The 15,909-nt window shown below is 62.9% G+C and carries 9 protein-coding genes; 2 read left to right on the top strand and 7 right to left on the bottom strand.

The features are described from left to right. Window positions 1-17: 17 nt before the first annotated feature. The 7 genes from carB to HPY44_10515 all read right to left on the bottom strand — a co-directional run bounded on the left by carB (window position 18) and on the right by HPY44_10515 (window position 10,541). Window positions 18-3,305, bottom strand: a complete 3,288-nt coding sequence (gene carB / locus HPY44_10545; protein ID NSW56445.1) for a carbamoyl-phosphate synthase large subunit — start codon at window positions 3,303-3,305, stop codon at window positions 18-20. 38 nt (window positions 3,306-3,343) lie between these two features. Further along, the gene (locus HPY44_10540; protein NSW56444.1) at window positions 3,344-3,925 is read right to left on the bottom strand and encodes a hypothetical protein; all 582 of its coding nucleotides are present in this window, start codon (window positions 3,923-3,925) and stop codon (window positions 3,344-3,346) included. Between the two features lie 85 nt (window positions 3,926-4,010). Beyond that, a complete protein-coding gene (locus HPY44_10535; GenBank protein NSW56443.1) occupies window positions 4,011-4,913 on the bottom strand; it encodes a glycyl-radical enzyme activating protein in 903 nt (300 codons plus the stop codon). A 102-nt stretch (window positions 4,914-5,015) separates the two neighbouring features. Further along, window positions 5,016-6,059: a Gfo/Idh/MocA family oxidoreductase gene (locus HPY44_10530; protein ID NSW56442.1), complete on the bottom strand. Its 1,044-nt coding sequence runs from the start codon at window positions 6,057-6,059 to the stop codon at window positions 5,016-5,018. Between the two features lie 68 nt (window positions 6,060-6,127). Next, a complete protein-coding gene (locus HPY44_10525) occupies window positions 6,128-6,814 on the bottom strand; it encodes a class I SAM-dependent methyltransferase (GenBank protein NSW56441.1) in 687 nt (228 codons plus the stop codon). A gap of 78 nt (window positions 6,815-6,892) precedes the next feature. Then, a complete protein-coding gene (locus tag HPY44_10520; protein ID NSW56440.1) occupies window positions 6,893-8,536 on the bottom strand; it encodes an amidohydrolase family protein in 1,644 nt (547 codons plus the stop codon). Between the two features lie 61 nt (window positions 8,537-8,597). Then, window positions 8,598-10,541 (bottom strand): hypothetical protein, encoded by a 1,944-nt coding sequence (locus tag HPY44_10515; protein ID NSW56439.1) that lies wholly within the window; start codon window positions 10,539-10,541, stop codon window positions 8,598-8,600. Window positions 10,542-10,733: 192 nt separating this feature from the next. Between HPY44_10515 and HPY44_10510 the strand changes: the two genes are divergently transcribed. Together HPY44_10510 and HPY44_10505 are read left to right on the top strand one after the other, a co-directional pair. Next, window positions 10,734-12,605 carry an ADP-ribosylglycohydrolase family protein gene (locus HPY44_10510; protein ID NSW56438.1) on the top strand — a complete coding sequence of 624 codons (1,872 nt, stop codon included), beginning with the start codon at window positions 10,734-10,736 and terminating at the stop codon, window positions 12,603-12,605. A 136-nt stretch (window positions 12,606-12,741) separates the two neighbouring features. Next, the gene (locus HPY44_10505) at window positions 12,742-15,855 is read left to right on the top strand and encodes a hypothetical protein (protein NSW56437.1); all 3,114 of its coding nucleotides are present in this window, start codon (window positions 12,742-12,744) and stop codon (window positions 15,853-15,855) included. Window positions 15,856-15,909: the final 54 nt, after the last annotated feature.

The raw sequence follows: 15,909 nt of genomic DNA, 5'->3' as shown, positions 1-15,909 counted from the left end.
GCCTGACGTGTGAGCCTCTATCGGCTCTCCGCCGCCAGTTGCTCGCGCACTGACTCGTGATACTCCTGCAAGGTTCGAACGTCGATGTGTCCCTTGATGACCGCTTCGAGACCCATGACCGCCACCATCGCCCCCGAGATCGTTGTGATCACCGGGATGTTGTACATGACCGCTTCAGCGCGGATCGCCCGCTGGTCCACTCGGGGCTCTTCGCCCGCGACCGGAGTGTTGATAATGAGCTGAATGCGATTCTCGCGGATCAGGTCGATGACATTGCGCCGGCGACCGCTGGGATCACTCACGCGGTCCACCACTTCAGCCTTCACACCCACACGGGACAAAACACCCGCGGTTCCTTCCGTCGCCACGATGTCGAAGCCCAGTTCTTGCAGGCGACGGGCGAGGAAGATCACATCGCGCTTGTCGCGATTGCGGACGCTCAGGAATATTGTGCCGCGCGTGGGCAGGTTGTGACCAGCGGCGATGTACGCCTTTGCGAAGGCCGCACCGAAATTCTCGTCGATTCCCATAACCTCGCCCGTGGACTTCATCTCCGGGCCGAGGAGCGTATCGATTCCTGCGAACCGAGAGAACGGAAACACCGGGCACTTTACGGCGGTGTGTTGAGGGATGATTTCCTCGGTGAAACCGAGCTCCTCCAGCGTCTGTCCCGCCATCACCCGGGCGCCCAGTTTCGCCAGCGGAACGCCGATGGCCTTGCTCACAAAGGGCACGGTACGCGACGCTCGCGGATTGACCTCGAGCACATGCAGGTGCTCGTCCTTGATCGCATACTGCACATTGATAAGCCCGACCACGCCGAGTTCCGCTGCAAGAGCCCTGGTCTGCTCGGTAATGAGCGCCAGTTCATCCTCCGCGAGGCTGAACGCTGGCAGCACGCAGGCCGAGTCGCCCGAGTGAATACCGGCTTCCTCAATGTGCTCCATGATACCGCCGATGACGCAGCGGTGACCGTCGGCGATGGCGTCCACGTCGATTTCGATAGCATCCTGCAGGAACTTATCGATGAGGATCGGGTGGTCCGGGGATGCCTCCACCGCCAGGTCCATGTAGCGTTCGAGCATCTCGCGGCTGTAGACGATCTCCATGGCCCGGCCGCCGAGAACGAAGGACGGACGAACCACAACTGGGTAGCCGATGTGCTCAGCTTTCGCCACCGCTTCCGCCGTGGAGAACGCCGTGTCGTTCGCAGGCTGGTGCAAACCGAGTCGATCCAGCACCGCCTTGAACTGCTCGCGGTCCTCGGCCCTGGCGATACTGCTCGGACTGGTGCCGATGATTTTCACCCCGCGCTCCTCAAGGGCCTGCGCGAGGTTTAGCGGTGTCTGGCCTCCGAACTGCACGATCACCCCGCTGGGCCGCTCCTTGTCGCAGATGTTCAGCACATCCTCAAGGGTGAGAGGCTCGAAATACAGCTTGTCCGAGGTGTCATAATCGGTGCTCACCGTTTCCGGATTGCAGTTGACCATGACGGTCTCGAAACCGGCCTCGCTCAGCGCGAAGGCGGCATGGACGCAGCAATAGTCGAACTCGATGCCCTGCCCGATGCGGTTGGGGCCGCCACCGAGAATCACGATGTTCTTCTCGTGCGGCTCGCGTGATTCGTCGTCGCGCTCGTAAGTCAGGTAGTAATACGGGGTGTAGGCCTCGAACTCCGCGGCGCAAGTGTCCACCAGCTTGACAACAGGCTCAACACCCATCTCCTTGCGGAGGGCGCGTACCTGGTCTTCGGAAGTCTGCGTGAGCACTCCGATCTGGCGGTCGGAGAACCCCGCCTGCTTCAGCCGCTTCATCGCTTCCGGTCCGATGGGGGGGAACTCTTCCACCGTCGTGCAGGCATCCCGCAGGCTCGCAAGTTCGTCCTGCATCTCCACCAGCTGCTTGAGGTGCCGTAGGAACCACGGATCGATCCCGGTCACAGCGTGCAGGTCATCGGCGCTCATCCCAAGCCGCATGGCACTGCGCAACTGGAACAGGCGGTCGGGGTGGGGGATGCGGAGCTTGGCCTCAAGCTCGTCCAGAGGCATTTCATCGTAGTGGCTGCCCTTGCCGTCAGCACCGAGACCGAAGCGGCCGATTTCCAGGGCGCGGATCGCCTTCTGCAGCGATTCCTTGAAGGTACGCCCGATGGCCATGGCTTCGCCGACTGACTTCATCTGGGTCATCAGCGTGGGATCGGCACCGGGGAACTTTTCGAAGGCGAACCGGGGGATCTTGGTCACGACATAGTCAATCGTTGGCTCGAAGCAGGCCGGGGTCTCACGGGTGATGTCATTGGGGATCTCGTCAAGCGTGTACCCAACCGCCAGTTTCGCCGCGATCTTCGCAATGGGGAATCCGGTGGCCTTCGATGCCAGCGCCGAAGACCGGCTGACGCGCGGATTCATCTCGATGATGACCATGCGTCCGTCGGCCGGATTGACCGCGAACTGGATATTGCTGCCGCCGGTATCCACACCAATCTCGCGCATGACCCGGATCGCCAGGTCACGCATGTGCTGGTACTCGTGATCGGTCAAAGTCTGGGCCGGCGCGACGGTGATGGAGTCTCCGGTATGAACCCCCATCGGGTCAAAGTTCTCGATGGAGCAGACAATCACCACGTTGTCCTTGGAGTCCCGCATCACCTCAAGCTCGTACTCTTTCCAGCCGATGACGGACTGCTCCACCAACACCTCGTTCATCGGGCTGGCGTCGATGCCCTTGGCAACCGCGACCTCGAGCTCCTCCATAGTATAGGCGATGCCGCCTCCGGTGCCGCCGAGGGTGCTCGAAGGCCGGATAATCAGCGGGAAGCCTATCTTCTCGGCGATGTTTCGGGCATCGCGGACGCTGTGGGCGAAATCACTCAGCGGCAGGTCGAGGCCCGCGGCGAGCATGGCGTCTTTGAAAAGCTCCCGGTCTTCCGCCTTCTTGATGGCCTTCCGGCTCGCACCGATGAGCTCAACATTGTGCCGCGACAGGACGCCGCTCTCGGAAAGCTGCAGGGCCGCGTTGAGCCCCGTCTGGCCGCCGAGAGTAGGCAGCAGCGCGTCCGGCCGTTCGCGGGCGATGATCTTCGCGATCGTCTCCGAGTTGATCGGCTCAATGTAGGTGCGGTCGGCGGTCTCCGGGTCGGTCATGATCGTCGCGGGGTTGGAGTTGATGAGAATGACCTCATACCCCTCCTCGCGCAGCGCTTTGCAGGCCTGGGTGCCGGAGTAATCAAACTCGCACGCCTGACCGATCACGATGGGACCGGAGCCGATGATGAGGATTTTCTGGATATCTGTGCGCTTGGGCATTTAGTTGTCCTGGCAGGCTGGATGTGGGCGAAAGGGCACTACTGTGGCGCCACGGGCGGCGCTATGTCCTTCATCTTGATGGGCAGGACCTCGCGCGGGTCCGGTACGATGTGCCAGCTGTGGAATTTCACCGGCGCCGCGCTGGGGAAATACGCGGACACGGCGACGGGGTCGGCGTACCAGGTTGTGCCGTCGGAGAACCGTACCGCTGACGGGTACATGACCGTGGTCCACACCGCATCTGGGTACCTCAAAGGCATCGACCAACGGCCGTAGTCAGTGCGTTGGGGCGCCAGCGCGGTAACCGAGCAAGCTCTCAGCGTATCGATATACTGCCCGAAGGGATCATAGCAGACCACCTGAATTTCATAGGCGTACACCGTCTTCGGGCTGATGTTGTCAACCTGCAGGTAGATTGGAAGCACGGCGGGATCAGGCACTTCGGCTTTGTGGGCATCCGACGCCCAACTGGGCGCGACCGGACCCGCATGCAGGTTCTTGATCTCCACGGGTGGGGCCAGGAAGGAGATATTGATGAGACGCTCGTCGATGTTGGCGATCTGGGCCACTGCGGATGCGGCGATGCACAGGAGCACGGCGGCGGTCAGTGTTGCTCGCATGGGCGTTCGGCCTCCGTTCACACAAAGAACGGCGCCCGCTGGGTAGCGGCCACCGTTGGTTGTTGGTTACGGCTGCTCAATTCGATCAGCCTCCGACTTTGCACTTCACCCCGTACTTCTCTACCGTCCCACGCAATTCCTGCATCAGTTCATCGCTGGGGGGCTGCTCGATCCGCTCCGGGCAGACGAGGCCCAGACTCTCGTATTTTCCCTCGCCCAGCCGGTGATAGCGCAGCAACTCCACGTCCGGCACCGGAGACAGGCTGCCCACCAGCGCGCCAATGCCATCCATCGCCTCCGCGGAGGCATTGTGTCCGGGAACAACCGGCACTCGAATCTGGATCATTGCGCCCGCTGCGGATAACTTGTGCAGGTTCTGGATGATCAGGTCGCAGTCCACGCCCGTCGCGCGCAGGTGTTCCGCCGGGTCGGTAGACTTGAGATCGTACAGAAACAGGTCCGTGAAGGGGAGCGCGCGCTCCAGGTGGGACCACGGCACGTAACCGCAGGTGTCCACCACATTATGCAGGCCGGTCTCCTTCGCTTGCCGCAGGAGCTCTTCAGCGAAGTCGATCTGGCAGAGCGGTTCGCCGCCGGACAAAGTCATGCCGCCGCCCGAGTTTTGGTAGAAGGGCCGGTCCTTTTCGACTTCTGCTAGCACTTCCTCAACCGTTACCGTACGGCCGTGCAGGACCAGCGCTTCGGCATAGCAGGTGCGCGTACAGGTCCCGCAACGGATGCAAGCCTCGCGGTTGATCAGGATCTGCTCTTCGCCGCGCGTAATCCCGTGCTGGGGGCACACCTCGATGCACTTGAAGCATGCGATGCAGTTGCGTGGGAACTGGGCCAGAACGGGTCGCGGGTCCTGGGATTCGGGATTGTGGCACCACAGGCACCGCAAAGGGCACCCTTTCAGGAACACGGTGGTACGAATCCCCGGTCCGTCATGGATCGCGAACTTCTTGATATCGAATATGACGCCGGTCACCGACAAGCCAACAGCCCCCTGGGGATTTCGCGCTATTCTACCCGCGCCCCGCGGGGGAGTCAACTTCCTGGGGGCTGCGTATGCCGCCTCTGCTGCCCGCCCTTACGGCTTCACGGTCCTGCCGGTCCGCGCCGACTCGTAGCACGCATCGATGACTCGGTGGCTCCAGAGGCCGTCCTCGCCGGTAATCGGCGGCTCGGTCCCGTTCACAATGGCCTGGCAGAAGGCCTCAATGTGAGCCTGGTACATATTCACCACGTCGGGCGTGATAGTCTCCTTGGGCGTTGCCACATCTCGCACCTGGCCGGCGTCGTATTCCTTGTCGCCCTTTTCGAGAACCGCGGTGAGGCTGCCTGAGGAATCCTGCCCGATGGTCCCGAAGGCGGCCACGCTCCCCTTGCTGCCGTAGACTTCCAGAGCATTGCGTGCTGCGGCGTCAGGCACGTTGAAAAGATTGTCCACGAAGCCCACTGCGCCGCTCTCAAAACGCAGCATGGCTACGCCGGTGTCCTCGCTCTTGTAGTCATGCACGAGATTGCCCGTGAAGCAGCTGACCTCAGTGGTCTTCCCGAAGAAGAACTCCAGCAGGTCGATGCAATGGTTGCCCATGTCAATGAGCGCGCCGCCGCCGCCAAGCGCGGGGTCTTGACGGAATGCCCCCGGAATTGGTGGGTACCAGCAGGTGAGCTCCGCACGCCCGAAGACCAGTGTGCCCAGTTCCCCCGCCTGGATCATGTCCCGGAGCCGCGCGTGGCACGCATGGAACCGCATCATGAAATTGGTGCCCAATTTCACACCTGCATCCCTGCAGACCTGGATCTCCTCTTCGACTTCCTGGATCGTCATGCCCAGTGGCTTCTCGCACAACACATGCTTGCCTCGCGTTGCCGCGGCTTTGACCTGAGCCGCATGTACATTGGTCGGGGTCGCAATGTACACCGCATCAACATCGTCCAATTCCAGCAGATCAACCTCAGACGTGAACACCTTGTCAACGCCGTACTTTTCGCCAACACGCTTCGCGCGGGCCTCGTCCACGTCCTGCACCGCAACCAGTTCGGCTCCCGCTGCCGGGATAATGCCCTCGGGAATGGTCCTGCGGTCGGCAATGCCCCCTGCACCGATGACTCCCCAGCGTACCGTCATTGCACTGCACCTCCAGCGGATGTGTCTCGCGATGTGATCTGCCCGACCTGTCCATGGGCAGGCGCAGCCTACAGGCGCCCTTCACCAGCGGAGGCAGCGGCCTGCACAAGTTCGTCCGTGCTTGCGGCGGGAATGCCAAGCTCAACCTGCGGTCTCACCAGCCGCGTTGTGTGGCTAAGGATATTTCCGGTGGTCTCCCCGATCTCAAAGCCCGCGTCTGCACCCATTTTCCGCACCGTCCATGGGAACACGTAGTCCGGGTCGAGCACCAGTTCGTTCACAATCAGTGCCGCCCCGGGCTTCAGGCACCGCAGCATCTCTCGGAACATCGCCGGACGGTCCTGCACTTCACCAAGCACGCTCACCAGCAGGGCGGCATCGAAGGCCGCGTCTGTGAAGGGCAGCATTTCACCGTTCCCGCAGACCAGGTGCAGGGCATGAGCGGGATCGTGTACCTTCTCCTGGCATTTTTCCAGCATTTTCGGGCACATATCCAGCCCCACGAGTTGCCCTTCGGGCCCCACTTCCCGCGCCGCTTCGTGGGTAAGGAACCCCCATCCCGGGCCAAGCTCAAGCACGCACCAGCCGGGCTGAATACCGGCCTCGAGCAGCACCCGCGCGGGGCCGAAAAATCGGTTCCGCAAGGGGGTGCGCAGGCCCAGGTTTGCCAGCCCCGGCAGCGCACCGGGCCGGAGTTTCCGGATGGTGCGCAGGATTGCGGTGAGAATGATGGTCAGCAGTATGAGCTCGGTCATTGGGTGCGCTGATGCCTCGGTCGTGCGTCATTGCCGGGCGCGGGGGCATCCGGCGTTGGGCTGATAGTGCTCTCTTGGCTAACGCCCTTGGCGCAGGACCGGTTCCGGATGGCCTCCATTGGGCAGCGGTTCGACACCTGCCCGGCGCATCATGTCGAGGGCATTGAGCCCCAGAATGCGCCTCTTGTCCTCCTCAGGGATGCGGGCGTGGAGGATTGGGCCCATCCCCAGCGGAATCGGCAGGTCGGTCACGTCTGAGCCGTACACGATCTTCGCCGGGTCAATGGCTTTCACCAGCGTTTCCATTGAATCATACATCAATGGCTCGCATGTGCACTGATAGACGTTTGGATAATTGTTCACCACCGGCGCGTAAGCGGTGGAATAGTGACCGACGATGAGCGTGGTGTCGCTGAACCGCTCGGCAATTTCCCGGAGCCTTCCCAGTGACCCCCAGCCGTGGTTCAGCACAATCATCTTTCGCTCGTTCGCCCACTCCAGCGCCAGGTCAATGTTGGGACCCTCTTCGGGGTACCCCTGGTATTGGGGGATGAGTTTGATCCCGATGAACCCCTTGTCTTCGCAGCGCTCAAGCTCCGCCATCATCTGTTCGGGGTTGTTGGGGTTCACCACGATCAGCCCGAAATACCGATTCGGGTGGCTCTTCATGGCTTTCGCGACCAGGTCATTGTCGCAAGTCCAGTCCCCAATGACGCCGGAAAGCCCGAAGACGATGGAGCATTGCACGTTCAGCCGCTGCATCTCCTTCTCAACCAGCGCCGGGGTGCTGTCCGCGAGGTGGTAGATCGCTGCCCTGCCCAGGTGGGCGTGGGCGTCGATGACCAATTCGCCTGCCGGGGGCTCTCCACGCAGGGCTTTCGAACGCAGGGAGTCTCCGGTCGCCGCGCTCAGTTTGACGCGGTGAAGCGCGGTCTTCCGCAACTTGCCCCTGTGGGCACCAGCCAGAAGTTCCCGGAGATTGTCGCCTCCGATGAGGGCCTTCTCCCGGTCGCTGATGTCCGCCATTCGGATGGTGGCGACCAGCCCACCCACCTCACGCACGGGCCACTTGCTCCCGAACAGCAGGCGGTTGGCCCCGAACTCCCGGCAGACGAACTCGATCCCGTGGTGCACCCAGAAGCCCGACAACTCAATGTGCAGATTCGGGCAGGCCTGCAGGGCCTGGTAGATCATGCGGTTGGCGGAACGGAAGCGAGCTTCGCTGACGATCACCGGCAGACGCGGGAGTGCCTTGCAGAGGGTCACGATGGCGTCCCAGTCGGTGCTGTCGGGTGGCCAGCCGCCTACGAACTCCCGGTTGCAGTCGATGAAAGTGGGGATGCGCCCCTTTTCCAGTGTTTCCAGCAGGTCGCCCACACACCACTCGTTCAGACCGAAGGTGTAATGCCCCGGGAAGAGTTTCGCCGCTCGCACCCCGGCTTCGCGCATGCGGTCCAGAAGCGTATTCAGTGGGCCGATCTCTCCGGCGCGCGGGGGAATCAGAGACCAGCAGGGGTGCAGGCGCGGTTGCCCCGAGGTGAGCTCGATGATCCGCCTGTTCCCCGGTTCGCAGTGGACTTCCCGCGACGCCGTGTCGCAAACCAGCGCCTCGGCAATACCGAAACGGTTCATGTCCGCGATCAGCTCTTCGCGCGACCAGACGGCTCCCGGGCCCATCTGGCGGTAACGTCCGATATAGGCATTCGCGTCGAATAGGTCCATCGCTGTCGTCCCTCGCAAATTGGTGGAGGAAAGTTTTGGGCGAAAGCCCACGCCCCGTATTCTACACGTCAAAGTACAGCCGCTTCCCGGCTGCGAAACTGAATGCTTTGCCGGTCACGAAACCCACGATCACCGCCGCCACGGTCGCGAACATGTACCCGAAGCTGATGCCCAGGAAGAAGGGGATTGCGCGGGCGTGAGATTTCGCCCCCCAGTAACGCAGGATGATCTTCTGTGCTGCCCAGGTGATCATGAAGCTCGTCCAGTAGGTTGTCCCGTAGGTCGAAGCGATCAGGTAGCCCCAGGGTGTGAAGGGGAAACCACCATATCGGGCGCGCAAGTTCGCAAGCAGCAGGACCATACCCGCGCCACCCAGCCGAAACAGGTTGGGGATGATGTCGAACCCGGTACGCGACTGGCCGATGGAGATAGCCTTTGCGTAGCTCCCCCGGGCCCACTTGACCTCATAGTAACCGTCACCCTCAGCGCCGATGGCTGACAGTGCACCCATGTCGTGGAAGGTGCGCAGATGGGTCCAGTAGGCAATCACAAGCCCCGCGATGATCGCCAGCACGTTCACCCAGAGCATCGCTGACGGGTTGATGCCCGTCTCGCGCCCTAGGCGCACGTTTTCCACGTGGTAGGCGCCGGTCTGCGGGAACTGGCCCGTGGTCATCCAGCCAAGAACGCTGAAGTTCGCCAGCCCCGCGAACCCCTTGGGGGTTGTGAATGGCCGCGAGCCGGTGATGTCCACAATCATGTCCCGTTCCTGAAACAGGAAGGGCAATGCCCAATAGCTTGGCAGGCCCGTCTCCGCCCGGATCCTCGCGTATACCAGCGCCTCGGCATAGAGGATGATCATGAGGCAGGCGGCCATCCACCATGGCGCCCCCATGTTTGTCGTGAACCAGACCGATGCGATCAGCCCCACACACGCGCCGATGAGCCTCAGGCGTTGTCCCCAGGACGGCGAACTCGCGGCGCCGACGATGGCACTGCGATTGGACCAGATGAGAACCATAGCCAGGGCTATGATCGCGCCCATCGATTGCTGGTGTTCCTGCCCGATGTGCCAACCCGGCCGGCGGAAACCATATGCGGTGAACAGCACCCACATGAACTGCTGGGCGAGATACGTCACCCAGATGGTGAGCAGGTTGTCGGTGCTCATCAAATAGCCGAACCCAATCAGGTGGGGAAGAGGCCGCATGTAGATGCGACGCAATTCATTCCACGGCGTCGCGTTCATGGCCTGGAAGGGGTAATAGGTCACCTTCCAGTCGGGGAAGTTCGGCCAGAATGGACTCACCACTACAGGCAGGGCGTACAGAAACCCGATGGCGAACCCGACCCACATGAGTGCACTGCGTAGGAATGTCCGCCGTGCCTCGCCGCTGTCCACGGACAGCTCCAGGGGCAGGTACAGCAGCGGGAACCGCAGGTGCTCCTGGTCGGCCCAGCGGGTGCGGAACAGGTCCAGCAGACAGAAGATGCCGATCCACGAGACCACGAGGAAGAGCGTCCAGGCGGTCAGGGGGCCCGTCCAGGCACTCCAGGGGACGAGGCCATCTCGCGAGGACTCGAAGAACAGGCGGATCACTTCAGGGTCCGAAGGCGCATACCACTCCTGCATCGCCCCGGCAACGTCTTCCAGGTTCTCGTAATACCGCGGGCACGCCAGAAAACCCAGAAGAATCCGGACCATCCGCCGGCCGCTCATGGCAACAGCCAGAACGAGCATGGCGTAGATCGTGAGCATCTCGCCACGGCCCAGCTTCAAACGGTGGTGGATGCACCCGAGCAGGGGATTCAGGGCCGCGAGCAGCAACAGGACCATCACCGCTGGTACCGGCGGCACGCTGCTTTCGATCTCGCCCGCATTGTACACGAGCGCGATTTGCTGCACCGCGAGGCCCGTAAGAACGACGAAAACGAGGCCGAGAAGCAACGCGCGCCCCGACGGCAGGCGCGAATCACGAACACTGTGATCGGGGTTGGCGGACATGTAGCGTCTCCGTTGGTTACTTTGGCGGCGGCATGTTTCGCTGTCACGGGCGCTGTGACCTTCCCCGTGACCGCCCATTCATCAAACCCAGTAGCGCCTGCGCCACATGCTGTCGGCGGCAGGTCCTTTGCCTGTCCCCGCGGAACGACTCCCGTGCACACTGACCTACTTCTCACACAAAGAGGCACCGACATGCCTGCATACACGATCAGCCGCGAAACATACCGCCGCAAGGTCCTGGGCTGCTGGCTGGGCAAGAACGTAGGCGGCACTCTCGGCCAGCCCCATGAGGGCAAACCGGGACCGCTATCACTGACCTTCTACGATCCGGTGCCCGAGGGCGCCATTGCCAATGACGACCTGGACCTGCAATTGGTCTGGCTGGCGAAACTGCGACAGGTAGGCCCGAAGATCACTGAGCGCGACCTTGGGCAGGCCTGGCGTGATCATCTCACCTACCCCTGGGACGAGTACGGTCTGTGCAAGGCCAACCTCTTCCTGGGTATCGAGCCCCCCGTTAGCGGCCAGCATAACAACTGGTTCACCGACAGCATGGGGGCGCCGATCCGCAGCGAGATCTGGGCCTGCGTGGCTCCCGGGAACCCTGATCTTGCCGCCGCACTTGCCTATCAGGACGGATGCGTGGATCACGGCGGCCAGGGGCTCTTCGGCGAGATCTTCTTCGCAGCGCTGGAGAGCGCTGCCTTTGTCATCGACGACCGAGAAGCGCTCCTGGACCTGGGCCTTGAGTTCCTGCCGCCTGACTGCCGCGTGTATCAGGGCGTCGTGGCCTGCCGGGAAAGCCACGCACGCGGGGATGACTGGCTCCAATGCCGCCAGGCGATCATGGCTGCCGTCGGCCACGAGAACTTCACCGACGCCCCGCAGAACATCGCTTTCACCATACTTGGCTGGCTCTACGGCCAGGACGCCGGGGACGCCATGTGCAAGGCCGTCAATTGCGGCCAGGACACGGACTGCACGGGCGCGACCCTCGGGGCAATCCTCGGACTCATCCACGGGCCCGAGTACTTCGACGATAAGTGGACCGCGCCTGTGGGCAACGAGATCAAGATCATGTACGGAACCATCGGCTGCGAGATTCCGGCGACCCTGGATGAACTCACAGACTGGACCTGCGAGGCCGCCGAAGAGATGCTGGAGGCCTACGACTGCCCGGTGCGGATCGGCGACGTGGATGCCCTGAGCGGTCTGGCGTGCGAGCATCTCACTGGTCAGGGGCGGGTGAAGGCCAAACTGAAGAACCTGGACTGGAAGTTGGTTGTGGAAGATCAGGGCCTGCGCCTTGTCACCGACTACGGCGGCGACTGCACCATCGCGCCGGGGGTGAGCATTACGCTGACCCTCACCGCGACGGGGAAACTGCCTGAAGACGCCGCATTCAGCCTGAACGCCCCAGACGGTTGGGCGATCGAGCCCGGCGCGAGCCACCGCGAGCACGGCCTCATGCGCCGCTGCTTCACCCTGAAACAGCCCGCCGGGGCCGTCCCACAGGCCGTATACTTCGTAGATGTTGCGCTCACCGGGAAGGACTGCAATCTGAAGGACCGGGTGGCCATTGCGGGTAAGCGCTCGTGGCGCATTGTCGGACCTGTTGTGGTGGAGGGGGATCTTGCGGACGCGCTGGACATGGCCCTGCCCGAAGACGGCTGGCGCACGGTGCGCACGGACGGTCACGCGCTGGTGTTGGACCCCGGCCTGGATCACGACCGCATCTACTTCGTCCAGACAGTACTGCACAATAATCTACGCGAACCGGGCCGGATCGTTTGCGCCACACCGCAGTTGCAGCGAGTGCTCCTCGAGGGCGAAGAGATCATCCGCAAGAGGGAGCCGACCCGCTTCGTTCCCGCTCCGCATCGGTCGGGTCCGGGCACGGTTTTCGAGATGCCCGAACTACCTGCGCGGATTCCGCTGACCGTGACCCTCGCCGTAAACGCGGGGGCCCGGGCGGAACTGCACTGCTTCCTGACCGAGCGCAATGATCCGCAGCACATCAACCGTAACTGTCCGGTTGTGGGCGTGGTGGGCACGGACGGGTGAGTGGACTTCAGCCGTCCGCCTACACGGTGATTGAGGGCCATTGCTTCCCGAAGCAGTCCTCGCCGCGGAAGCTGTCCGGATGGCTCGCAACTGTCTGCGTAGCACCTGCCCAACCAGTCAAAGGACGTGATCGACCTTGCATTTCCTTCTTGGTCTCGCCCTTTCTCTCGCCGCTGTGTGCGCCCTGCATGGGGCGGAACTGGCCACCGACTTCGAGAAGCCCGAGTCGACGGAGCCGTGGATTCTCCATCAGGAGGGCGACGGCGTTGTTTCCATCGACCATGGCTCACTGCTCATGGACATGACCGCTCCGCGCGTCGGAAAGCACGCCTGGGTGGAACTGGATCGCACGGTAAAGCTTCCGCTCACACTTCGATGGGATCAGCAGATCGCCACCAACTCGCCCCACCTGTACTTGGCTGGTGTCTGGTTCGGGGTGCCGGAGATGTTCCTCGCTGTCGCGGGGCTTTCGGGGCAGCCGCTGGGCAATGTCGCCCACTGCGCCGGGGCCAGGGGGGATAGGGCGCTGGAGCCAGGCCGCTGGTACCGCCTGGAGCTTCAGGTGGGCGCCGACTGGAACGCGCACCTGAAGGCCATCGATCGTGCGACCGGGGAACAGGTCGCCGAGTTCACGCGCCGCATCGGAGGTCTCGTGGGACGCCTGTGCAGGCTGGGCTTCTACCACAACCAGGAGCGCGCGGTTGGTCCCGACGAGTATCCGCAGAACCGCGGCGCAAGCCGCTTCGACAACATCAGCCTCACCGCGGACGCCATCATTGCGGGGCGCATGGAAGACTACCGGGATGCCGAACTGCGGGGCTTTGACCCCCGCGCGCCCATGACCTTCAACCGCGCCACGCGCTGGCTGGGCGAAGGGGATGGCCTGCGCGGGACGGTGCTCGCCTATGACGGCGGCCCGCTGCTCACTCTCACCGGAACCAGGCAGGCCGGGTCGTGGCATCCCAACCGGCTCTGTAAGGTGGAACCCGTCTCCGATACCGAGAGCATCTTCACCCGCCCCAATGATCTCGACGGCTATGACGTTGCCGCCGTGCGCACTTTCCAGTGGTGCATCCGCCAGCGGCCCACGCTGGAGTACCGGATGACCCCTGAAGCGGGCCGCTGCTACCTGTCCATCACCCAGGTCTGCCCATATCTCGGCAACGGGATCGAGCTCTTCCGCACCGAGCCGACCACCGACTCAATCAATGGCTCCGTGGACCTGGACAAACTCTTCGCCGAGCGGGGTCTGGGTGACCGACAGTTCGCGGAAATTGGGGTCTTCATCTATCAAGATCGACCGCCCGCAGGTATGCCGGAAGGTCGCGCGAAGCTATCGATCAGCCTCACCGGGCCCGGCGCGCTCGTGACTTCCCCCCAGATCGTGCGCACATCCGACCGCGCGGCTGATGGGGTGGACATTTACGCCGTTCTCGCTGGGCCGGACGGACAACTCCGCCACGCGCCGGATGCAAGCTTACGCGCGCAGGTCGGCGATAAGCGGATCGCCATGCATGAGCTGGCGGACACCGGCGTCTTCACCTGTCGCCTGCAAGGGCTACCGATGGGGGACACGCCGGTCTCCCTGTCCGCTAACGGCGACGCAGGCAATGAGTACGCGTCATCACTGATCGTTACCCTCACGAACCCTGATGACTTCCTGCGCTGGGCGCCGCCGTTCAGCACCTACCAGACGGGTGACGGTCGCGTATCGCCCTGTCTGTTGGGCGATCTCTACGCCTGGACACCCGTATTGGGCCCCACCGAGGTTGGCCGCCGAGTTGTCGTGTCCGCAGACGACTGGCGCGCATTGTCAACCGAAGAGCAGAGCCGGGTACGCTTGCTGAAACTGCGCACTCTCTCGCGTAAGGAGATCCACTCCCAACTCGCTGCTCATCACGCGGCGGGGATGCGGGTAATCCGGCTGGCGATGAATGTGACCCCGCATGAGGCCTACCTTGACGCTGGCGGGCACGTGTCCATGCAGGGCCTCGAGACCCTCCAGATTATTCTGTCGGAATGCCGCGCACTGGGCATGAAGGCGGTCCTCAATGTCTTTCACTACCCGTATGGCAGCCCAAGCACGGGACGTTACCCGCCCTGGCAGCAGTACGTGGACGCGGGCTACAAGTCCACGGCATCCTTCACCGACCCGGTGCTGCGCCCGATGCTGAAGAGTTACCTGTCGGAGCTTCTGACCGTCTTGCGCGATGACCCCGCGATGATGGCGTATTCCCTCACGGGAGAGAACGACCAGACATACGGACCGGAGTTCATCAACGATCTTTTCGATCACGTGAAAGCGTACGCGCCTGCGCAGATGGTGACCCAGGAACAGGGCGGCGGGGCACAGAGCATGAGCGGCGGCAACCCGTGGGGCGCCGACGAGTACAAACCTACCCATTCCGCGGGTCTCGGATACCGCACCTACTACACGGCGGGCGCAAGATCCGACGCCTACTTTATGGCCTGCGCCCGGGCATACCGCGCGAATCCACCGGTCTTCTGCGCCGAGTTCGCCAGCGGACCGGGCTGGTACCCGGGTTTCGCGGCTACCTGGACTCACCCCGACTTCATCACAAAGGTCCGGGATAACTGCTGGGCTTCGCTCCTGTGCCAGCAAACCATGTGTATCTCCTGGTCTGCGCCGTGGACCCAAGAGGAGCGCACCATACCCCAGGCCTGTGCGGACCTCATCGACTGGACCCGGTTCGTCCGCGCGAAGCCGGACATCGCCGTGAAGCTTCAGAAGCTCACCCCCGACCTTCTGTCACGTCTGACTGACCTGGAGAGCCGCCTGGCCGCGTTTGGTCTGGACTGCGACTACATCTGGGAAGGCCACGAAGATGTTGCTGCCCCTTCCGACTATGCCCTGGTGCTTGATCCGCAGGCCGACTTCGCCCCGGATTCAGTCCCAGCCGAGATTCTTGCTTCGCGCCCGCTACTGACCACCGGCGAGTACTCGGTTAGTTACCTGATGAACTCCGAGCGCAGCGCTCTGGTGGCTTTCGTGAAGAACACCGCTGAGTACAAGCTTGGGCCGGGGTACGGGACCGCAGTAAATGAGCTTCACCGCCAGCGGGTGAGGCGGTCCCCGCTCGCTCTGAGCCTGCGCGGCCTGAAACCTGGCAGCCGTTGCCGGGTGTACGATGTCGACCAGCGGAGCATTGTGTTCGAAGGCTCATGCGCACCCGACCTGACCATTGATCTGGGCGACACGAACCACGATTTCGCCGTGGTAGTCTGGTAACTCAGGCGGGGGCATGACAGCCCCCAGGAGCCGGCCGCACCACCATTAAGTGGG

Source organism: Armatimonadota bacterium, assembly GCA_013314775.1.
GTDB lineage: Bacteria > Armatimonadota > Zipacnadia > Zipacnadales > JABUFB01 > JABUFB01.
The sequence above is the reverse complement of the archived record's forward strand: the minus strand, read 5'-3'. Positions and strand labels throughout refer to the sequence as shown.